The 20093-nt window shown below is 41.2% G+C and carries 19 protein-coding genes and 1 riboswitch; of the genes, 5 read left to right on the forward strand and 14 right to left on the reverse strand.

The window, feature by feature from the left end:
- Positions 1 to 108 precede the first annotated feature (108 nt).
- The 12 genes from TZ91_RS08980 to uvrA all read right to left on the reverse strand — a co-directional run bounded on the left by TZ91_RS08980 (position 109) and on the right by uvrA (position 15023).
- Positions 109 to 1662 (reverse strand): hypothetical protein, encoded by a 1554-nt coding sequence (locus tag TZ91_RS08980; RefSeq protein WP_033686167.1) that lies wholly within the window; start codon positions 1660 to 1662, stop codon positions 109 to 111.
- A 254-nt stretch (positions 1663 to 1916) separates the two neighbouring features.
- Entirely contained in the window at positions 1917 to 3449 is a 1533-nt protein-coding gene (gene cls / locus TZ91_RS08990) for a cardiolipin synthase (RefSeq protein ID WP_033686166.1), read from the reverse strand.
- Positions 3450 to 3703: 254 nt separating this feature from the next.
- Complete coding sequence (locus TZ91_RS09000; protein WP_033686165.1) at positions 3704 to 4168, reverse strand: SP_0198 family lipoprotein; 465 nt, start codon at positions 4166 to 4168, stop codon at positions 3704 to 3706.
- A gap of 86 nt (positions 4169 to 4254) precedes the next feature.
- Complete coding sequence (locus tag TZ91_RS09005; protein ID WP_033686164.1) at positions 4255 to 5505, reverse strand: folylpolyglutamate synthase/dihydrofolate synthase family protein; 1251 nt, start codon at positions 5503 to 5505, stop codon at positions 4255 to 4257.
- A 303-nt stretch (positions 5506 to 5808) separates the two neighbouring features.
- The gene (locus TZ91_RS09010; protein ID WP_000017620.1) at positions 5809 to 6114 is read right to left on the reverse strand and encodes a DUF1292 domain-containing protein; all 306 of its coding nucleotides are present in this window, start codon (positions 6112 to 6114) and stop codon (positions 5809 to 5811) included.
- 15 nt (positions 6115 to 6129) lie between these two features.
- Positions 6130 to 6549, reverse strand: a complete 420-nt coding sequence (gene ruvX, locus TZ91_RS09015; protein WP_004239076.1) for a Holliday junction resolvase RuvX — start codon at positions 6547 to 6549, stop codon at positions 6130 to 6132.
- A gap of 3 nt (positions 6550 to 6552) precedes the next feature.
- Positions 6553 to 6819, reverse strand: coding sequence for an IreB family regulatory phosphoprotein (locus TZ91_RS09020; protein ID WP_000507059.1), 267 nt, complete (start codon positions 6817 to 6819; stop codon positions 6553 to 6555).
- 86 nt (positions 6820 to 6905) lie between these two features.
- Positions 6906 to 7475: an SP0191 family lipoprotein gene (locus tag TZ91_RS09025; protein ID WP_033686162.1), complete on the reverse strand. Its 570-nt coding sequence runs from the start codon at positions 7473 to 7475 to the stop codon at positions 6906 to 6908.
- 65 nt (positions 7476 to 7540) lie between these two features.
- A complete protein-coding gene (gene spx, locus TZ91_RS09030) occupies positions 7541 to 7939 on the reverse strand; it encodes a transcriptional regulator Spx (protein WP_000591165.1) in 399 nt (132 codons plus the stop codon).
- A gap of 135 nt (positions 7940 to 8074) precedes the next feature.
- Complete coding sequence (gene mgtA, locus TZ91_RS09035; protein ID WP_033686160.1) at positions 8075 to 10735, reverse strand: magnesium-translocating P-type ATPase; 2661 nt, start codon at positions 10733 to 10735, stop codon at positions 8075 to 8077.
- Between the two features lie 194 nt (positions 10736 to 10929).
- A riboswitch (M-box (ykoK) riboswitch) is annotated at positions 10930 to 11080 on the reverse strand.
- 57 nt (positions 11081 to 11137) lie between these two features.
- Entirely contained in the window at positions 11138 to 12199 is a 1062-nt protein-coding gene (locus TZ91_RS09040) for a M24 family metallopeptidase (RefSeq protein WP_033686159.1), read from the reverse strand.
- Positions 12192 to 15023: an excinuclease ABC subunit UvrA gene (gene uvrA / locus TZ91_RS09045; protein WP_033686158.1), complete on the reverse strand. Its 2832-nt coding sequence runs from the start codon at positions 15021 to 15023 to the stop codon at positions 12192 to 12194. The genes TZ91_RS09040 and uvrA overlap by 8 nt, the downstream gene beginning before the upstream one ends.
- Before the next feature lie 131 nt (positions 15024 to 15154).
- Between uvrA and TZ91_RS09050 the strand changes: the two genes are divergently transcribed.
- The 5 genes from TZ91_RS09050 to TZ91_RS09070 all read left to right on the forward strand — a co-directional run bounded on the left by TZ91_RS09050 (position 15155) and on the right by TZ91_RS09070 (position 18832).
- Positions 15155 to 16099 carry a magnesium transporter CorA family protein gene (locus tag TZ91_RS09050; RefSeq protein ID WP_000815623.1) on the forward strand — a complete coding sequence of 315 codons (945 nt, stop codon included), beginning with the start codon at positions 15155 to 15157 and terminating at the stop codon, positions 16097 to 16099.
- Between the two features lie 11 nt (positions 16100 to 16110).
- A complete protein-coding gene (locus tag TZ91_RS09055) occupies positions 16111 to 16788 on the forward strand; it encodes a DUF1129 domain-containing protein (RefSeq protein WP_033686157.1) in 678 nt (225 codons plus the stop codon).
- Positions 16789 to 17012: 224 nt separating this feature from the next.
- A complete protein-coding gene (locus TZ91_RS09060; RefSeq protein ID WP_000166114.1) occupies positions 17013 to 17276 on the forward strand; it encodes a SemiSWEET family transporter in 264 nt (87 codons plus the stop codon).
- A 152-nt stretch (positions 17277 to 17428) separates the two neighbouring features.
- Positions 17429 to 18463 (forward strand): S66 family peptidase, encoded by a 1035-nt coding sequence (locus TZ91_RS09065; RefSeq protein ID WP_033686156.1) that lies wholly within the window; start codon positions 17429 to 17431, stop codon positions 18461 to 18463.
- A 105-nt stretch (positions 18464 to 18568) separates the two neighbouring features.
- Positions 18569 to 18832 carry a SemiSWEET family transporter gene (locus tag TZ91_RS09070; protein WP_000166114.1) on the forward strand — a complete coding sequence of 88 codons (264 nt, stop codon included), beginning with the start codon at positions 18569 to 18571 and terminating at the stop codon, positions 18830 to 18832.
- Between the two features lie 84 nt (positions 18833 to 18916).
- On the opposite strand, the gene TZ91_RS09075 is transcribed toward TZ91_RS09070, so the two are convergent.
- Both TZ91_RS09075 and ruvA read right to left on the reverse strand, forming a co-directional pair.
- Positions 18917 to 19480: a DNA-3-methyladenine glycosylase I gene (locus TZ91_RS09075; RefSeq protein WP_033686155.1), complete on the reverse strand. Its 564-nt coding sequence runs from the start codon at positions 19478 to 19480 to the stop codon at positions 18917 to 18919.
- A gap of 9 nt (positions 19481 to 19489) precedes the next feature.
- Positions 19490 to 20083 carry a Holliday junction branch migration protein RuvA gene (gene ruvA, locus TZ91_RS09080; RefSeq protein ID WP_033686154.1) on the reverse strand — a complete coding sequence of 198 codons (594 nt, stop codon included), beginning with the start codon at positions 20081 to 20083 and terminating at the stop codon, positions 19490 to 19492.
- Between the last annotated feature and the right edge of the window lie 10 nt (positions 20084 to 20093).

The raw sequence follows: 20093 nt of genomic DNA on the forward strand, positions 1-20093 counted from the left end.
TTTCTAAAATGTGATATCTAAAAAGTATTATACCACTCTAAAAAGAAAAATCAATATCTTGTGTCAAAAATCCTAAAATTTTTAAAAATGCACAAGATATTGATTTAGCTATTTGATTTTATAGACTTTAAACTCTGAATAATCAGTCTTTACTTGTTGGTAATTTTCTTTTAAGAGTGTCTCCGCTTCAGACCAGAGAGCCACCTTGTCAGTCACCACAATCACCTTAGGTTGGTTTTCTTTCAAGTCATTGATTAAACTAGTTTTATTCTCTTCTGTACTCGTGTAAAGAAGAGGTGATGGGAACATGGATCCAGCCAAACGCTGGCTTTCTTTATACATCTGAACATGTGAATCCCAAATATAGATTTGGTCACCATCACTCGTCTCTTGTTTGACTCTGTCAACTACTTGATGTTGTTCTCTATAAGAAGCTGGATGCAAGACAAAACGAGCCACAAAAGGAATTGCAATCAGATAAACCACCACTAGGATCGGTAGGTAGAGATTTCCCTTCATGAATTTTTTCCATAGAGTAGGAACTTCCTCTCTTCTCCGACGACGAGCTCCCCTAGCTGAATGTTTCCCACGAATACTGGTCATCAAAAGAAGGAGTAAATATGGAAGGATTAGAATCAAACGCGAACCGTGAAGAGGTTCTTGAGAAAAAAGCAACAAGGCTAGTACAAATAAGAAAGTAAAACTAGCTGGCACTGAAATAACATACAATCTTGATGCCTTTGATTGGAACAAACCTAGAAAAACAAGGAAGAGAGCTCCTAAACCAAAGGTCAACAAACCATAGAATAGAACATTATCCATTAGTTGGGGATTGGCAAAGACCTGAAGGGAATCAATCGGATACAAAAGACTCCCTAGAGCTTCTCCAAAACCACCTGAAGCAAGAACATAGTAGCCTACTGGGTAAAAGATGAGAGAAAAGCCAAGTGCTGCTGCAAAAAACTGATAAACTCCATGAGCAAGGCGGCCATGCCCAACATTAAAGACAAATAAACCGATTGTTACTACTGCAATAAAGAGAAGACTTGTAAGAGGCTCTATGAAAAATGATAGAGCCAAGAAAATCCCCAGACGTAGAAACCCCTTGTCATGGTTAGGATTTGATAGATAAGCTGCTATGAATGAAAATCCTGCAAACAGGAATGGCAGAGCTAAAATCGTAGCATATCCTCCTCCAAAACCGAGACCGGATACCAAAAGATAAAATATGGTTAGGAGTTGCTTGGCTTGTTCCCTTTGTCCCGTCAGATAGTCAGTTGAAGAAAAGAGGAAGTAACCTCCTCCTAAGAGGGCTAGCCATTCTACCAAGGCAAAAAGGATGCCTCCTTGGGTAATATAAAGTAGCAAGTAATAAATAAGACCGTGACTAGCATAATAGCTACTGTAGAGCTGTCCTCCCTGATGTAAAGCCCACCCTATATACAAATCCTGAGCCTGAGAGGGACTTACCATATCTAAAAGTAAAGGTATCACCACAGAAAAAACCGTTGCAATCGTACTTCCAATGATGAGTCTGAAAAACGGGAAAGCTACCTGTTCTTCTTTTTCTACATGAGATTCAAGGTTCCTATCCAGTCTATTTTCAATTTCATTACTCTGTATCGTTTCGGATACTTCTTCGATTCTGCCATATACAGCCATGTCGTTTCTCCTATTCAATTTATCTGTCTTAGTATATCAAAAAGACCTAAAATTGTCAGCTTGCGATGGCTGTTTGAGTGATTTTTTGCATAGTTTCACAAAGGTTTCAATTTCCCGAAATCGGTGTAAATGCGTCTGTTCAAATGTCGTGATATAGTTCAATTCCTTCTGAGTCAGCATCGTTCCTCCTACATCTTTTTATTCGTAAAAGGTAAGAAAAATAGGACTGGTTTGTGTCCTAAGTCCTAGATTTCTTATAAGATAGGGGCGAATAACTGGGCAATTTCCTTAATCAATTTTTGATACCAGCTATTTTTTATCGTATGAGGGAAAATTTCTTGCGATACTGAAAAAATCTCCTCAAAATCTTTTTGAATCTCTGTGATTGATGCCGTTTTATATAGCAAAACTGCATCTTCATAGTGATGAAGCAAACTTCTATAATCTAGATTAATGGTTCCAACTGCAGCAAAGTCCTTGTCCACTAGGATTTGTTTACTGTGGATAAAGCCTGGACTATACTCAAAAATCCTGACTCCTGCTGACAAAAGATCCGGATAGGCTCCTCTTGTTATGAGCTGGATTAATTTTTTATCCGGAATGAAAGGAGTCACGATGCGGACATCAACACCCCTCATGGCTGCATTTTTAATACTCTCAGTTAAATCATAGTCAATAATCAAATAGGGTGTTGTGATATAGACTGAATCAGTAGCCTGATTAATCAAACTTTGATAAACTTTTTTCCCTACCTGGGTACGGAAGATAGGCTTGGGTCCACTACCGTAAGGAATGCAGAGCCCTTGGCCAGAACAAGGCTGATTTTCCAAGTGATACTGGTCAAAATCGCTGATTTCCCCACGATTGATGTACCAAGTCATCAAAAAGAGACGGGTTAGAGCCTTGACACCAGGGCCATCTATGCGAATCCCACTATCCTTCCAGTAGCCAAAACGTTCTACATGATTGATGTACTCATCGGCTAAGTTAATGCCTCCTGTATAGGCTACCTGACCATCTATGACAAGGATTTTACGATGGTCCCGATTGTTGTAAGCCACCGTCAAGCGAGGAATCACCTTGTTAAACTTATGTGCTTCAATTCCTCGACTACGAAGCTGAATAGTATAGTCTCCAGGCAAAGTCGCCATACAGCCGATATCATCATAGAGCATCTTGACCTCTACACCTTGAGCTGCCTTTTGCTCTAGTATGTCTAGTATGCTATTCCACATCAGACCTTCTTCGACAATATAGTACTCTAGAAAGATAAACTTTTCAGCTTTCTTGAGGTCTTCCAACATATATTGCCACATCCTTTCACCCGAAGAAAAGAATTGTGAGTCTGTTCGATTATAGACATCGGCATTGCTATCCATACTCAACAAAGATTTGATAACTCCGTAAGCTGCCTTATCATCTTCCTTCAATTTCTGCCGGAGAGCTTTACTGTTATCTTCCCGAAAATGCATAGAACCAAGTTTTTCCAACTGCTTGATTTCTTTTTTGGACAATCGCCTTTCACCAAACATTAGATAGAGCAAGGGGCCAATGACAGGAACAAAAGTTACCACTAACCACATTACTTTACTATCAGGTGTCATTGAACGATTGACAATTGCGACAATAGTTGCCATACTCATAAAGATCAAGACAATGACCCATAGAATAGGGGCCATACGCCCTAAATAGAGAAAGAGACCAAAAACAAGAGAAAGTTCAAGTAGCATAATCGAAATACTAAAGCCATACTTGGACATCAATAATTGAAATTTTCTATATTTCATATCCCCTCCTTGATATTTTGATACTCAATGAAAAGCAACGAGCAAACTAGGAAGCTAGTCGCAGGTTGCTCAAAACACTGTTTTGAGGTTGCAGATGGAAGCTGACGTGGTTTGAAGAGATTTTCGAAGAGTATGAATGCTAAAAACAGGTAATTAATACTAGTATAACGCAGGTATTCGGTAGAAGGCAAGTATTTATAATCATTTTTCTGAGTAAAAGCAAAAGAGACTGACAAAACCAGTCTCCTTCTAGTCTATTTTGATAAAACAATGCGATCAGACGCTTCTCTATCCATATCGTCAACAATCATCTGATTGCCATTAATTGCATAAATCTTGACATCATCCCCAATAATCATACGTTGATTAGCGGCATCGAAGCTAACCTGCTTGATTTCTTGATCTCCGTCAGTTTCTACCTGTGTCCATGTACCAGTTGTACCAGTCACTACCAAAGTGATACGATCTCCTTCGTCCTGACCAGTATAAGTTCCATCAATATTGGTTGGTTGAGCCTCAGGCGTATTTTGTGAAGAACTTGTCGCTGCCTGGTTACTATTTTCTGTAGAAGATGAAGCAGCAGGTTGTGATTGCTGAGTTTGTTGTGTTTGCGATTGAGTTGCTGGTTGTTGAACTTGTTGAGCTCTTTGTGAACAAGCTACTAAGAGACTAAGACTTGCTAGAGAAGCAAGAGAAAGTGTGAATCTTTTTAATTTCATGATGAATTTCCTTTCTGATACCAATTTACAGAAGTTTTTCCTTCTAACTAGTAGTTTTCCTAGTATAACAAGTTCAAAAAAGGAGGTCAATTTATCTGCTCATGCCCCAGTAGATAGCCCCGTACCTCTGAGATAAAATAGAGAGAACCTGTAACGAACAACAAATCCTGGGCATCTGCTCTTGCTTCAAAATTGCTAATAAATTCTCGGTAAGAAGGAACTATATCGTAACCTGTTACATCTGTTTCATCCAAAGAACCTTGATAGTCAAAGCCCGTCACCTTGAGTTCCACCTGAGGCAATTTTTCAGTCAGATAAGCCAACATCCCTTGATAATCCTTCCGTTTCAAGGCTCCAAATAGGATTTGAGGACGATAACCTTCCTGCTCTTTTTCTTTAATAAACTCAACCAAGCGAGTCAAGGCAGGAAGGTTATGAGCACCGTCCAAGTAAATCTGAGGACGAATACGCTCCAAACGCCCAGCCCAATGGATCTTCTCCAAAGCCTGTCTTACAACCTGTTCATCAACAGCTTCCTTTCTTTCTCCCATAAAAAGAAGAAACGTTTGCAACGCCAAGGCCGCATTTTCCTGCTGATAAGCTCCTTCTAATCCTATTTTCAACTGCGAAAAAGTTCCCAAAGAACTTGAAAAATCCCCATTCAGCATTGAAAAATCTTGTCCTGCCTGATAAAGGTCAACAGCTAAAGAGTCTGCTTTTTTCTGACAAACAAGCCTAGCTTCTGAAGGCAACTTAGCAATCACTGCCTTTTTACCAGCCTTAAAAATACCAGCTTTCTGCTCTGCAATTGCTGCTATATTGTCACCCAGAGTCTCCTGATGGTCAAGTCCGATGGAGGTGATGACAGCAATCTCTCCAATTACCACATTGGTTGTGTCAAGTAAGCCACCAATTCCCACTTCTAATAGAACTAAATCCACCTCTTGCTCTCTAAAATAAAGAAAAGCAATCAAGGTCAGCAATTCAAAAAAGGACAACTGATCATGGGTTTGCAGAAGCATTTTCTCCATCTCCTTGACCTGATTAGCCAAACGGATGAAGTCTGCATCAGCTATTGGTTGCCCGTTAATGCAGATTCGATCATTGATAGAGATGATATGAGGGGAGGTAAAGGTCGCAACTCTTTTGCCATGCCCCATAAATAACTCCCTCATAAAAGCAATGGTAGAACCTTTCCCATTAGTCCCAGTGACGTGGATAATAGGGTAAGACATCTCGGGATTTCCTAACAAATCCACCGCTTGCTGCATTCGGCTCAAACCTGATCGAAAATTCAAACCAATCCGACTATGGAGCCATTCTTCTACTTCAAACATATACATCTCCTTAATTACAGGTTCAATCAACTGCCTCAATAAAGTCTCATAACTAACAAAACGAGGCCAGGATTTTCGTCCCGACCTCTTACCTGGTTAGCTAATAACTAGCTACTATGAAGTTAACGTGGGGTAAAACATCCACTGAATATGCCTGCGTTTCTAATTTCTAGCGCAGGGCTAAACACGTCCCCCGGACGTTCCAACTCTTCCCGATTTCTGGGAGTTGGGCTGATACAGTCTCCCAGACTTACTTACGGTCTTTATTTTTAGCGTAAGGGTAAAAATGTTCACTGAACATTTTTACTCCTCCATAAAGCTGTTGAAGACTTCTTCAATCATGTTCCATTCGTCTTCTGAGTCTTCTGGAATTGGTTGCAATTCGCCTTCTGTTCCATCTTCGTTTTCGATGAATGAGTAAGCTTGGATTTCAACTTGTCCGTCTTCGTCTTCTTCTGCGTTAACTGGTACTAGAAGAACATAGTTTTTACCAAATTCTTCTTTTCCGTCAATCGTCAAAAGGATTTCAAACAAGGTTTCATTTCCTTGCTCATCTACTAGTGTAATTAATTCACGTTCTTCGTGGTCGTGGTTATGATCGTGTGACATAGCCTCTCCTTTGTATTAAAATTTTCTATCTAAATAATTTTGTAAAATCAGCTGAGCTGCTAACTTATCAATGACTTTCTTGCGCTTGTTACGGCTAATATCTGCTTGCTCAATCAACATGCGCTCTGCGGCAACTGTTGTCAAGCGTTCATCCTGATAGTCTACTGGTAAACCAAAAAGCTCTTCTAACTTTGCTCCGTAGGCTTGACTAGCTTCCACGCGCGGTCCGCTTGTATTGTTCATGTTTTTAGGCAAGCCCACTACAAATCGTTCCACCTTGTAAGTATCAACCAACTCTTTAACGCGGTCAAAACCAAATTGACCTTGCTCCTCATTGATTTGGATGATTTCAAGTCCTTGAGCTGTAAAACCAAGCGGATCGCTAATAGCCACCCCTACCGTTTTTGAACCGACGTCCAATCCCATAATTCTCATAGGTTATAGATCGACTCCTTGTCCTTTAAGGTAGTAGCGGACCAATTCTTCAACGATTTCATCGCGCTCATACTTACGGATTTGATTTCGTGCATTATTATAACGAGGAACGTAGGCAGGGTCTCCACTCAATACGTAACCTACGATTTGGTTAATCGGGTTGTAGCCCTTATCGTTCAACGAAGCATAAACATCAGTCAGAGTTTCGCTAATTTCTTTTTTATTGGAATCGTCCAATTTAAAACGTACTGTTTCTTCAGTAAATCCCATTCTAACACCCTCTTTCCTTAGAATAGTACCATTATAGCATAATTCCTTACGTTCTACAATTCAGGTAGTCTATTTATTTGGATTTTCTATTGTTCTGTCGCGCCATTTGCCAATCTGTCTGAAATATATTTGCTTGGTTCATTCTTCAAGAGATTTTCTAAACCAATGTTCTTCAAATATTCTAACTGAGAAGCCTTCTTGACATCCAAAACTTGAAAATCAAAACTAGTCGTTGTTTGAAGTTCGGTTGCACTCAATAGTTTAGTTTCAAGCTTAAATCCTGCTAATTTACGAGCTTCTATGATAGCCTCATCCTTCTCCTCTGCCTCCAGAAGAGCTTTTTGAGTTTCTTCCACTCCGTGTTGGTCAATATAAGTTTTCAACTCATCAGAGACTGGACGCTTTTGTTGAATGCTTAAGCTCAAAAAAGTCTTGTCTTTGTAAGTAATGGTTTGGGTTTGCTGGCTACCATCATCTGACTTGGGCAAGACCAAAGTCTTGGTCACAACTGTATTCTTCTCGGCATTTTCAATAACTGGCAATGCCGACTGAAGCGTATCCTTTTCTGTTTTTGTAGCTGGTCCAGTTTCTTTTTTCTGTCCGCAACCAACTAGGACAAAAAGGAAAGCTAGACTAACAAGAACTATTTTTTTCATCTCTTTCTTCTTTCTTTTTGAAATTAAAATAGAATAAGACTGGGAGTTGCTCCCAGCCTTGATGTTTATAGAGCTGCACGCAAACGTGCTTCTGCATTTTCTACATTACGGACAGAGCGTGGTAGGAAGGCACGAATATCGTCTTCCTTGTAGCCAACTTGCAGGCGTTTTTCATCCACAAGGATTGGGCTCTTTAAAATTCTAGGTGTTTCCATAATCAGATTGAGGACTTCGTTGACACTCAAATCTTCAATATCCACTCCAAGGGCTTTGGCATAGCGATTTTTAGAGGAAACGATGCTGGCTATTCCGTTATCTGTTTTTGTCAGAATATCCAGTAATTCTTCTCTCGTAATTCCTTCTTTACCAAGGTTTTGTTCTTTATAACTTAACTGGTGGGCATTGAGCCAGGTTTTTGCTTTTTTACAGCTAGTACAACTTGAGACTGTATAAATTTTAATCATGTACCTACCCCTTTCGCTACATGTTACTATCAGTTTAGTCTATTATACCATAAAAAACATCCGACTTGCGACCTATTTTTAAATTTTTTTAACTTTTTTCGTCATTTTCGTACTTTTTTCTTGACAAAATGAAATTTACAGCCATTCTTGATATTTTTTGATATAGATTTTTTTCACAATTGTCACGCTAATCATATACAAAATAATGATGAAAAGTAAAAAGATGAAATAAATCGGTTTTAAAGGAGTTAGATGAAGTAGGATTGCGAGAGGACTGTAGGGAAGGAAGGTCACAAAGGCTGCAGCCAATAAGGTTGTCACAAGGACTAGCCAAGCTGGACGACTTTGTAAAAAGGGAATTTTGGCTGAACGCAACATATGAATAACCATAGTCTGTGACCACATGGACTCGATAAACCAACCTGTCTGAAACAAGACAATAAATCCTACGGCAGACTCCGCTCCATGGACATAAGCTTGACCTGTTGTCATGGGTACAATGATAAAATAGAGCAAAATAAAGGTCAAAATATCAAAGGCAGAAGAGATAGGCCCCATCCAAACCATGAAACGTGTGATGGACTTAGCTTCCCATATATGCGGATTTCTCAAAAAATCTTTGTCCACCTTGTCAAAAGGCAAGGCGATACAAGATAAATCATAGACTAGATTTAGGATAATCAAATGGACTGGCGCCATTGGTAAAAATGGTAAAAATATTCCAGAGACTAATAGGGATAAGATATTTCCAAAATTAGAACTCACTGTCATTTTGATATATTTAGTCATATTGGCATAGACCTTACGACCTTCAACAAGTCCTTTTTCCAGCACCATGAGATCCTTATCAAGTAGGATAACATCAGCTGTTTCTTTGGCAATATCTACTGCTGTATCAACAGAAATCCCCACATCTGCAACCTTCATAGAAGGAGCGTCATTGATTCCATCCCCCATATAGCCAACAGCATGACCATTAGCCTTAAATTGCAAAATAATCCTCGCTTTTTGGTCAGGAGAAAGTTTGGCAAAGACTGTTACCTCCTCCACGGCTTGAGCCAATTCTTGATTACTCATCTGATCAATTTCAGATCCTAACAGCATCTGATTGATATCCAAACCAACCTTTTCACAGACTGCTTGGGTAACTTTTTCGTTGTCTCCCGTCAAAATCTTTGTTTGAACCCCATGTTCTAACAGAGCCTTAATTGCTGGTGCTGCAGATGGTTTAGGAGGATCTAGGAAGGCTAAATAACCAGTTAGAATCATATCCCCTTCATCATCAACTGTATAGGCATGGCCTTCCCTCAAACCTGACTTATAGGCCACTCCCAAGACACGCAAACCTTGTTGATTTAGTTGTCTGACTTCTGCTAAAATTTCTTCTCTAATAACATCTGTCAAGGGAGTAATCACTCCTTGGTATTCCGCATAACTGGAAATCGTCAACATTTCCTCTAGGGCACCCTTGGTTACCAAACTAACAACTTCGTGTTCATCCTTAACGATAACACTCATCCGTCTACGTTCAAAATCAAAGGGAAGCTCATCTATTTTTTGAAAAGTTTGAGCCAGATTTTGGAGGATATCGTGTTCTTTTGCTTCCTTTTCAGTCCGTTTGATGATGGCTCTGTCCATCAAATTTTTCAAGCCCGTTTGAAAATAAGAATTGAGATAAGCTCGTCTCAAGACGGTCAAATCCAAATCTCCATGTATATCCAAAGGATATTCAAGGACAATTTCGTCTTGGGTTAGAGTTCCTGTCTTATCTGTACACAAAATATCAATCGCCCCTAAGTCCTGTATGGCATTGAGTTTCTTGATAACCACTTTTTCCTTGGCCATAATGATGGAGCCTTTTGCTAGACTGGCCGTGATAATCATAGGAAGCATCTCAGGTGTCAATCCAACACCAACACTCAAAGCAAATACGCCAGCTTCTAACCAATCTCCATCTGTTAAACCATTGGACAAGAAAACGATGGGCACCATGACCAGCATCAAACGAATCAAGAGCCACGAAATACTATTCATTTCCCGTTCAAACGAAGTAGGCTCATCATAGGTGTTCAAAGTCTGTTCAATGGCCCCCATCATGGTATCATCACCAACTGCTAAAACCACGGCCTTGGCACTACCAGATAAGACATTGGTTCCCATAAAGGCGAGCGCTTCTGCTTCTAGCAGACTATCAGATTGTTGAACTGTTGCCTTGGTCAAGGCCAATTTTTCAACCGATTCACTTTCACCTGTCAAGCCCGACTGTTGTACAAAGAAATCGCGCGACTCAAATAAAAGAAGATCTGCTGGAATCATGTCTCCAGCGCTTAATTTAACCACGTCACCCACTACCAAATCATCGATAGGTACTTCTTGGATTTCTCCTTGACGAATGACAGTCGCTGTGTTGACAATCATTTTTGATAGATTAGTCGCAGCCTTATCACTACGGAGTTCTTGGACAAAGCGTATGCCACCAGAAATGAGGACTAGGACAACGATGATAATGGAAGTTGTCGGATCCTCTTGACCTGGTTTTGCCAACCAGACATTGGTCACCAAGGAAATCACGGCGATGACCAGTAAGATGATCGTAAAAGGATTGATAATGGATTCGTAAATCTTTTTGAGGATACTGTCTTCTTGACCCTTTGTGATGGTATTTTCGCCATATAGGTCACGATTTTTCTCCACCTGCTCCTCAGTCAAGCCTGTTAGACTTGTCTTATAAAAAGATAGAGTTTCGTTTAAAGATGTATGAATAGCTGTTGCTAATCTTTCTTTTGTAGTTTTCATTGGTTTCTCCTATCTGTATGAATGATGTGTTTCATACACAGAGACCAATCACTTTATAAGGGCAGAACGACACAAATCAGCGATTGGCTGTGTATGTGCGGTTCCGGATGATCGTCAATTTGCATCGTTTATCTCCTTTCTTTGTTTTAAACAGTAGAAAATCCCACCATAAAATGGCAGGATTAAAAAACTAATTATCTGTTTTTCGTTCAAGCTTTAACTCCATAGGGCAATGTAATGAGCTTAGTCTTGGCCTTCGCGACCAGGACTGTTGACCAACGAGTAGTGTCTCCACTGCTTTGCGGTAGTCATCCGTATCCCTATGGTAGCCTCACCTACCGTTTTCGTCTTTCAGTATAAACCTTTAAAATTTAAAAGTCAATCATTTGAGTTGTTTAACTCTTAAATAACTATCAACTCTTTTGGAGCTAAGGTCAACAATTCACAACCTGTCTCTGTAATCAGGATATCATCCTCGATACGAACACCATATTTACCTTCGATATAGATACCCGGTTCATCGGTTAAGGCCATACCTGCCTTAATAGTTTCTGTAGAAGTCTGGCTAAAGTATGGTTCCTCATGGATATCCAGTCCAATACCGTGACCAATACCGTGGGTAAAGTAGTCGCCATAGCCTGCTTCGATGATAATATCACGAGGGATTTTGTCAAAGTCACGGAAACCTAAGCCTGCCTTGGCTTGATCAATCAAGGCTTGGTTGGCTTTGAGAACCGTATTGTAAATCTCTGCCTGCTCGTCGCTGACATGCCCCAGATAAATAGTCCGTGTCATATCACTGACATAGTGGTCATAAAGGCAACCGAAGTCCATGGTAATGGCTTCTCCCAATTCCACTGGTTTGTGCATAGGATGGGCATGAGGTTTGGAAGAGTTGATGCCACTTGCTAAAATAGTATCAAATGATAGGCCTGAAGCTCCCAACTCACGCATACGGAAGTCAAGGAAGTTGGCAATCTCAATTTCAGTCTTTCCTGGCTTAATAAAGTCAAGCGCGTCGCGGAAAGCTTGGTCTGAGATAGAACAAGCCTTGCGAATAGCTGCAATCTCCGCCTCATCCTTAATCATTCGAAGACCTTCAACAAATTGAGTTTGTGGAAGCAAGTCAATTCCTTCAAAGGCGGCCTGCATACGATGATAATAAGAAACTGAAATCTCATCTTCAAAACCGATTCGATACAAGCCCATGTCCTTAACAATTCCTGCAATGACAGCCAATTCATCACGGTCTGCCACAATCTCAAAGCCACTGGTTTCTTGCTTGGCTGCAATGATATAGCGAGAGTCTGTCACCAAGACCTGACGATCACGGCTGATAAAGACTGTTCCGTTTGAGCCCCAAAAACCAGTCAAATAATAGACGTTTTTAAGGTTATTGATGATGATGCCATCTAGTTCTTTTTCTTGCATTTTATCTAGAAATGCTTGTACGCGTTTATTCATGATGTAATTTTCCTTTCAAATAATGTCCTGTGTAGCTGGCTTGGTTAGCAGCTACTTCTTCTGGAGTTCCTGTTGCGATGATGGTTCCACCACCGACACCGCCCTCAGGTCCCAAGTCAATAATATGGTCTGCCGTCTTGATAACATCCAGATTGTGCTCAATGACAAGAACTGTATTGCCATCGTCAACAAAGCGAGCCAAGACTTTAAGCAAGCGAGCGATATCCTCTGTATGGAGTCCTGTCGTCGGCTCATCCAGAATGTAGAAAGATTTTCCTGTCGAGCGTTTGTGGAGTTCACTAGCCAGCTTCATACGCTGGGCTTCTCCTCCAGAAAGGGTGGTAGCTGGTTGCCCTAGCGTTACATATCCCAGTCCCACATCCTTGATGGTCTGGAGTTTGCGTTGAATCTTTGGAATGTGTTGGAAGAATTCCACCGCATCGTTGACGGTCATATCCAAGACCTGCGAGATATTCTTTTCCTTGTAATGAACTTCTAGGGTTTCACTATTGTAGCGAGTCCCGTGGCAGACTTCACAAGCCACGTAAACATCTGGCAAGAAGTGCATCTCAATCTTGATAATCCCGTCACCTGAGCAGGCTTCACAACGACCACCCTTGACATTGAAACTGAAACGTCCCTTTTTGTAACCACGAATCTTAGCCTCATTTGTCTGGGCAAAGAGGTCACGTATATCGTCAAAAACTCCCGTATAGGTAGCAGGGTTAGACCTCGGCGTTCGTCCGATAGGGCTCTGATCAATATCAATCAAGCGGTCTACATGCTCAATCCCTGTAATCGTTTTAAACTTACCAGGTTTGTCTGAATTGCGGTTGAGCTTCTGGGCAATAGCTTTTTTGAGAATGCTATTGATTAGGGTCGATTTCCCTGAGCCCGACACCCCTGTCACTGCGATGAATTTTCCTAGTGGGAAGCGAGCTGTGACATTTTGCAGGTTGTTCTCACGCGCTCCCGTCACCTCGATAAAACGACCATTACCAACACGGCGTTCTTCTGGTACTGGAATGGCACGTTTGCCTGACAAGTACTGGCCTGTGATAGACTTACTGTTACGAGCTACCTGTTTGGGCGTACCTGCCGCAACAATCTCCCCACCAAAAACACCCGCACCAGGACCAACGTCAATCAGATAATCAGCCTCACGCATGGTATCTTCGTCATGTTCCACCACGATAAGAGTATTGCCCAAGTCACGCATCTTTTTGAGACTGGCAATCAGACGGTCATTATCCCTCTGGTGAAGACCGATTGACGGCTCGTCTAGAATATAAAGAACACCTGATAGGTTAGAACCAATCTGGGTCGCCAAGCGAATACGCTGACTTTCCCCACCTGAAAGAGTTCCTGCCGAACGTGACAGGGTCAGATAGTTAAGACCCACGTTATTAAGGAAAGTCAAACGGTCCTTGATTTCCTTGAGAATGGGCCGAGCAATGATGGCTTCATTTTCAGAAAGAGTCAACTGACTGACTAATTCCAAGTGATCTGCGATAGACAGGTCTGAAATTTCTCCGATATGTAGCCCGTTCTCGCCACCCACACGGACAGACAAGGCCTGGTCATTGAGACGATAGCCGTGACAGGTTCCGCAAGTCAGCTCATTCATGTAGAGGCGCATTTGGGTGCGCGTGTAGTCACTATTGGTTTCATGGTAGCGACGCTTGATATTATTGACAACTCCCTCAAAAGGAATGTCGATATCGCGCACACCACCAAATTCATTCTCATAGTGGAAATGGAATTCCTTACCATCTGAGCCGTAGAGAATCAAGTTCTTATCTTCTTCTGACAAGTCCTCAAAAGGCTTATCCATATCCACTCCAAAGGCTGTCATAGCCTGCTCTAGCATGTTTGGATAGTAGTTGGATGAGATAGGATTCCACGGAGCCAAGGCTCCCTCACGTAAGGTTTTGCTGGCATCTGGTACTACCAAATCAGTATCCACCTCCAGCTTGATGCCCAAACCGTCACACTCACTACAAGAGCCAAAAGGAGCATTGAAAGAGAAGAGACGAGGCTCTAACTCTGGAACAGTAAAGCCACAAACTGGACAGGCATAATGCTCAGAAAACAACAACTCAGAGTCGTCCATAGTGTCGATAATGACATAACCTTCTGCAATACGAAGGGCAGCCTCAATGGAATCAAAGAGACGACTACGAATGCCCTCCTTGATGACAATACGGTCAACCACGACATCGATATTGTGTTGCTTACTCTTAGACAACTCTGGCACTTCGGTTACATCATAGACTTCACCATCCACACGGACACGAACATACCCATCTTTCTGAACCTTCTCAATAACACTCTTATGTTGGCCTTTTTTCTTGCGGATGACAGGGGCCAAGATCTGCAAGCGCTGGCGTTCAGGCAATTCTAAAACCTTATCCACGATTTGCTCCACAGAAGAAGCCTTGATAGCTCCATGCCCGTTAATACAGTAAGGCATCCCCACACGTGCGTAGAGGAGACGCAGATAGTCATTGATTTCAGTCGTTGTTCCCACCGTCGAGCGAGGATTTTTACTAGTCGTTTTCTGGTCGATGGAAATAGCGGGGCTGAGACCATCAATAGCATCTACATCAGGCTTCTCCATATTCCCCAAGAATTGACGAGCGTAGGCTGACAAACTCTCCACATAGCGACGTTGACCCTCCGCATAGAGGGTATCAAAGGCCAGACTGGATTTCCCTGAACCTGACAAGCCGGTCACGACAACCAACTTGTCTCGTGGAATTTCCACGTCAATATTTTTTAAATTATGGGCACGCGCCCCATGAATGACAATTTTATCTTGCATCTTTGTTCTTTCTAGTCCATTATTGCTTACCATTATACCAAAAAAAGTGAGATTCTATTACCCAAAAGGCTGAATTTATAGTATAATAGTACGGTGTGAAAAAATCTGAAAAATGAGAAAGGATAAGGGATATGAAACAAGTTTTTCTCTCTACAACAACTGAATTTAAAGAGATCGATACGCTTGAACCGGGTACTTGGATCAATCTCGTCAATCCGACTCAAAATGAATCACTCGAAATCGCTAACGCCTTCGATATTGATATTGCCGACCTTCGTGCACCACTCGATGCGGAAGAAATGTCTCGTATTACCATCGAAGATGAGTATACTTTGATCATCGTGGACGTGCCGGTCACAGAAGAAAGAAATAACCGCACCTACTACGTCACCATCCCGCTTGGTATTATCATCACTGAGGAAACCATTATCACTACTTGTTTGGAACCATTACCGGTCCTCGATGTCTTTATCAACCGTCGCTTGCGTAATTTCTATACCTTCATGCGCTCACGTTTTATCTTCCAGATTCTCTATCGCAATGCAGAACTTTACCTAACAGCCCTTCGTTCGATTGACCGTAAGAGTGAACAAATCGAAAGTCAACTGCATCAATCAACTCGTAATGAAGAATTGATTGAGCTCATGGAATTGGAAAAAACCATCGTCTATTTCAAGGCCTCCCTCAAAACAAATGAGCGCGTGATTAAGAAATTAACCAGCTCAACCAGCAATATCAAGAAATACCTTGAAGACGAAGACCTGCTTGAAGACACCCTGATTGAAACCCAACAGGCCATCGAGATGGCAGACATTTATGGAAACGTCTTGCATTCTATGACAGAGACCTTCGCCTCTATCATTTCCAACAACCAGAACAACATCATGAAAACCTTGGCCCTTGTGACCATCGTCATGTCCATCCCAACCATGGTCTTTTCTGCCTACGGGATGAACTTTAAGGATAATGAAATCCCCCTAAACGGCGAGCCGAATGCCTTCTGGTTAATCGTCTTTATCGCTTTTGCTATGAGTGTCTCGCTCACTCTCTATCTCATCCATAAAAAATGGTTCTAAGAGGAGTTCCTATGTCTCAGATTGATCTACAAAAATTAACCAAGAAAAACCAAGAGTTTGTCCACATCGCTACCCAACAATTCATCAAAGATGGGAAATCAGACGCTGAAATCAAAACTATCTTTGAGGAAGTTATTCCCCAAATCCTTGAGGAGCAAGCCAAGGGTACGACTGCTCGTTCCCTCTATGGCGCACCGACCCACTGGGCTCATAGTTTCACTGTCAAGGAACAATATGAAAAAGAGCATCCAAAAGAAAATGATGATCCAAAACTCATGATTATGGACTCAGCCCTTTTCATCACTAGCCTCTTTGCCCTCGTCAGCGCCCTCACAACTTTCTTTGCAGCAGATCAGGCTTTCGGCTATGGACTTGTCACTCTCCTGCTAGTTGGACTTGTTGGTGGATTTGCCTTCTACTTGATGTACTACTTTGTTTACCAATACTATGGACCAGATATGGACCGCAGCCAACGTCCACCTTTCTGGAAATCTGTACTGGTTATCCTAGCTTCTATGTTCCTTTGGTTGCTTGTCTTCTTTGCAACAAGCTTCCTACCAGCTAGCCTTAACCCAGTACTTGCTCCATTGCCACTGGCTATTATCGGAGCAGCCCTCCTAGCCCTTCGCTTCTATCTCAAGAAACGCTTGAATATCCGTAGCGCAAGTGCAGGACCAACACGTTATTAAGAAGAACGGAAACATATCATGGTTCAACATCATAAGAACCATGATTTTTTAATCTTTAAACAATCATGTAAAAAATATTTAACTCTATCTAAAATTCAGTACATTTATACTTTATAAAACATAAATGTAAACATTTTATTCTATTTTGTACAGAGAATAACAACAAATGAGCATATTCCTTGCCTATATACAATCATTTTGATACTCTATAATTGGAGGAAAATATGACAAAACAAAAAATTAATCGAATCGTAGGCTCCATTGGTGCCTTTATTGGAATTATAGTATTTATTGCCTACATACCTCAAATTATCGCTAATTTACAAGGAAATAAAGCTCAACCATTTCAACCTTTATCAGCTGCTATATCTTGCTTAATCTGGGTTATTTATGGATGGACAAAGGAACCTAAGAAGGATTGGATACTAATCATTCCAAATTCAGCCGGTGTTATTTTAGGTGGAATCACTTTTTTGACTTCACTCTAACAAATCTAATAGTATGTATAAAAAGCAACTGCAGGTGCGGTTGCTTTTTCACTTACTTTTTTGATTTTAAAGCATTCTTCTGACATCCCACATAGCTCTATCTAATCTTTTTGTGATAAAATAGGCTCAATCTATTTCTAGGGGGATAAAATATGATTTCTACTATTGGTATTGTTAGTTTATCTAGTGGCATTATCGGAGAGGACTTTGTCAAACACGAAGTGGACTTGGGTGTCCAACGTCTCAAGGCCCTGGGACTCAATCCTATCTTTTTGCCCCATTCGCTAAATGGATTAGACTTTATCAAGAACCATCCTGAAGCTCGTGCAGAGGATTTGATTCATGCCTTTTCTGATGATAGCATCGATATGATCCTATGTGCCATCGGTGGAGACGATACCTATCGCTTACTACCTTATCTTTTTGAAAATGGCCAACTACAAAAGGTTATCAACCAAAAAATTTTTCTTGGCTTCTCGGATACAACCATGAACCATCTCATGTTGCATAAACTAGGACTCAAGACTTTTTATGGTCAATCCTTTTTAGCAGACATTTGTGAATTAGACAAAGAAATGCTAGCCTATAGCCTTCACTACTTTAAAGAATTGATTGAGACTGGAAGAATCTCAGAAATCCGCCCTAGTGACGTTTGGTATGATGAAAGGACTGACTTCAGTCCCAAGGCTCTGGGGACACCTCGTGTCAGTCATGAAAACACTGGTTTTGAGTTGTTACAAGGAACTGCCCAGTTCGAGGGGAAAATCCTCGGTGGTTGCCTCGAATCCCTCTACGATATCTTTGACAACTCTCGATACGCAGATAGCACGGAGCTCTGCCAAGAATACAAACTTTTCCCTGACTTGTCAGACTGGGAAGGAAAGATCCTCTTGCTAGAGACAAGCGAAGAAAAGCCTGAGCCGGAAGACTTCAAAAAGATGTTACAAACTTTAAAGAACACTGGTATATTCAAGGTCATCAGCGGACTCTTGGTCGGGAAACCTATGGATGAAACTTTCTATGACGACTATAAAGAGACACTATTGGATATCATTGACAGCAATATTCCAATTGTCTATAATCTGAATGTCGGCCACGCAACTCCGAGAGCAATTGTCCCCTTCGGAGTCCATGCCTATGTAGATGCACAGGAGCAAGTCATTCGCTTTGACTATAACAAAAAATAAATAGTGTCTCTATTTTTGTGCTTTTGTATTCGTTTTCGTTACAATTTGTATCTGAATTTATTGCATTTCGCTAATTTCTATGATATCCTTTTGAAGGAGGTGTATATGACAAAACAAAAAATTAATCGAATCGTAGGTTCTATTGGTGCCTTTATTGGAATCATAGTATTTATTGCCTACATACCTCAAATTATCGCTAATTTACAGGGAAATAAAGCTCAACCATTTCAACCTTTATCAGCTGCTATATCTTGCTTAATCTGGGTTATTTATGGATGGACAAAGGAACCTAAGAAGGATTGGATACTAATCATTCCAAATTCAGCTGGTGTTATTTTAGGTGGAATCACTTTTTTGACTTCACTCTAACAAATCTAATAGTATATATAAAAAGCTGGGAAAAATTTCTCAGCTTTTTTCTATATTCTCAGATATGCTAGTTACCTGTACATACTAACGACCGCTTTTCCACTCACAATCATTCTCATGGTCATCAACTAGCCCTGCAGCCTGTAGAAAAGACAAGACGGCGACTGGGCCTGTGAACTTGAAACCTCTTTTTTTGAGATCTTTGGCCAATTTCTCAGACAAGGGTGTTTTAGCTGGGGCTTGGCGGTAATCGGGAACATCATTAACGATCGTTTTCCCCTCAACAAAAGACCAAAGATAGGCATCAAAAGAGCCGTACTCTGCCTGTAGTCGTAGAAAGGCTTGGGCGTTAGCGCGTGTAGCAAAAATCTTGGCTCTATTTCGGATGATGGCTGGATTATCCAGCAAGACTTCCAATTCAGTGTCGGTCATCTCTGCAACTGCTTGAATTTGATAGCCATGAAAGGCTTCTCGGAAAGCCTGACGTTTGTTGAGCACCGTTTCCCAAGACAGACCAGCCTGATAGGTTTCCATACACAACAACTCAAACAATGCTTGGTCATCATGGAGGGGTTGACCCCACTCCTCATCATGATAGGCAATGTAGAGCGGATTGGTCATCTTGACCCACGAACAACGTTTTGTCATGCTCTGCTCCTATTTGACCAACATCTTAAGGGCCGACTTGATGTAGTTCTCAGCTGTATCTGTCGTTCCTTCAAAGAATTTCTTGATTTTCTTGAGCTCAGTTGCCTTGTAGCCCAGAGCCAGCATGGCTTCCATGGCTTCTTCCAATTCTTGATTTTCAGCGCTAGCTTGCACTGCCACCTTGGCAGGAAGGTCATCTCCTGCAACTACTACCTTTCCTTCCAAGTCCAGCACCATCTGCTGGGCTGTTTTCTTGCCAATTTTAGGGAATTTGGTCAAGTAGGTGATATTCTTGGTTTCAATGGCTTGAACCAAGCCAGCATTGTCATCAGCAGCGATAATAGCAAGAGCTGATACAGGACCAATCCCAGAGACCGAAATCAGACTGAGAAAGAGCTTTTTCTCGTCTTCTGAGCGAAATCCATAAAGTAGATGGGCATCCTCACGTACAACTTGATGCACATAAATTTGAGCTTCTTGATTGACCTGACCTGAATAAGCATAAGGATTGGCCACATGCAATATATAACCAATACCGTCGGTTTCAAGAACAATGTATTTAGCAGTGATTTTGGTAATGATTCCTTTTAAATATTCGTACATAGTTTTCCTT

Source organism: Streptococcus mitis (assembly GCF_000960025.1).
Taxonomy (GTDB): domain Bacteria; phylum Bacillota; class Bacilli; order Lactobacillales; family Streptococcaceae; genus Streptococcus; species Streptococcus mitis_DH.

Coding starts and splice junctions, on each gene's coding strand:
- ruvA (WP_033686154.1), bottom strand. CDS start 20,083: ATGTACGAATATTTAAAAGGAATCATTACCAAAATCACTGCTAAATAC.
- TZ91_RS09010 (WP_000017620.1), bottom strand. CDS start 6,114: ATGTCACACGATCATAACCACGACCACGAAGAACGTGAATTAATTACA.
- cls (WP_033686166.1), bottom strand. CDS start 3,449: ATGAAATATAGAAAATTTCAATTATTGATGTCCAAGTATGGCTTTAGT.
- ruvX (WP_004239076.1), bottom strand. CDS start 6,549: ATGAGAATTATGGGATTGGACGTCGGTTCAAAAACGGTAGGGGTGGCT.
- TZ91_RS09075 (WP_033686155.1), bottom strand. CDS start 19,480: ATGACAAAACGTTGTTCGTGGGTCAAGATGACCAATCCGCTCTACATT.
- TZ91_RS09020 (WP_000507059.1), bottom strand. CDS start 6,819: ATGGGATTTACTGAAGAAACAGTACGTTTTAAATTGGACGATTCCAAT.
- TZ91_RS09040 (WP_033686159.1), bottom strand. CDS start 12,199: ATGAATAAACGCGTACAAGCATTTCTAGATAAAATGCAAGAAAAAGAA.
- TZ91_RS09060 (WP_000166114.1), top strand. CDS start 17,013: ATGACAAAACAAAAAATTAATCGAATCGTAGGCTCCATTGGTGCCTTT.
- TZ91_RS08980 (WP_033686167.1), bottom strand. CDS start 1,662: ATGGCTGTATATGGCAGAATCGAAGAAGTATCCGAAACGATACAGAGT.
- TZ91_RS09025 (WP_033686162.1), bottom strand. CDS start 7,475: ATGAAAAAAATAGTTCTTGTTAGTCTAGCTTTCCTTTTTGTCCTAGTT.
- TZ91_RS09000 (WP_033686165.1), bottom strand. CDS start 4,168: ATGAAATTAAAAAGATTCACACTTTCTCTTGCTTCTCTAGCAAGTCTT.
- TZ91_RS09050 (WP_000815623.1), top strand. CDS start 15,155: ATGAAACAAGTTTTTCTCTCTACAACAACTGAATTTAAAGAGATCGAT.
- TZ91_RS09070 (WP_000166114.1), top strand. CDS start 18,569: ATGACAAAACAAAAAATTAATCGAATCGTAGGTTCTATTGGTGCCTTT.
- TZ91_RS09005 (WP_033686164.1), bottom strand. CDS start 5,505: ATGTTTGAAGTAGAAGAATGGCTCCATAGTCGGATTGGTTTGAATTTT.
- uvrA (WP_033686158.1), bottom strand. CDS start 15,023: ATGCAAGATAAAATTGTCATTCATGGGGCGCGTGCCCATAATTTAAAA.
- mgtA (WP_033686160.1), bottom strand. CDS start 10,735: ATGAAAACTACAAAAGAAAGATTAGCAACAGCTATTCATACATCTTTA.
- TZ91_RS09065 (WP_033686156.1), top strand. CDS start 17,429: ATGATTTCTACTATTGGTATTGTTAGTTTATCTAGTGGCATTATCGGA.
- TZ91_RS09055 (WP_033686157.1), top strand. CDS start 16,111: ATGTCTCAGATTGATCTACAAAAATTAACCAAGAAAAACCAAGAGTTT.
- spx (WP_000591165.1), bottom strand. CDS start 7,939: ATGATTAAAATTTATACAGTCTCAAGTTGTACTAGCTGTAAAAAAGCA.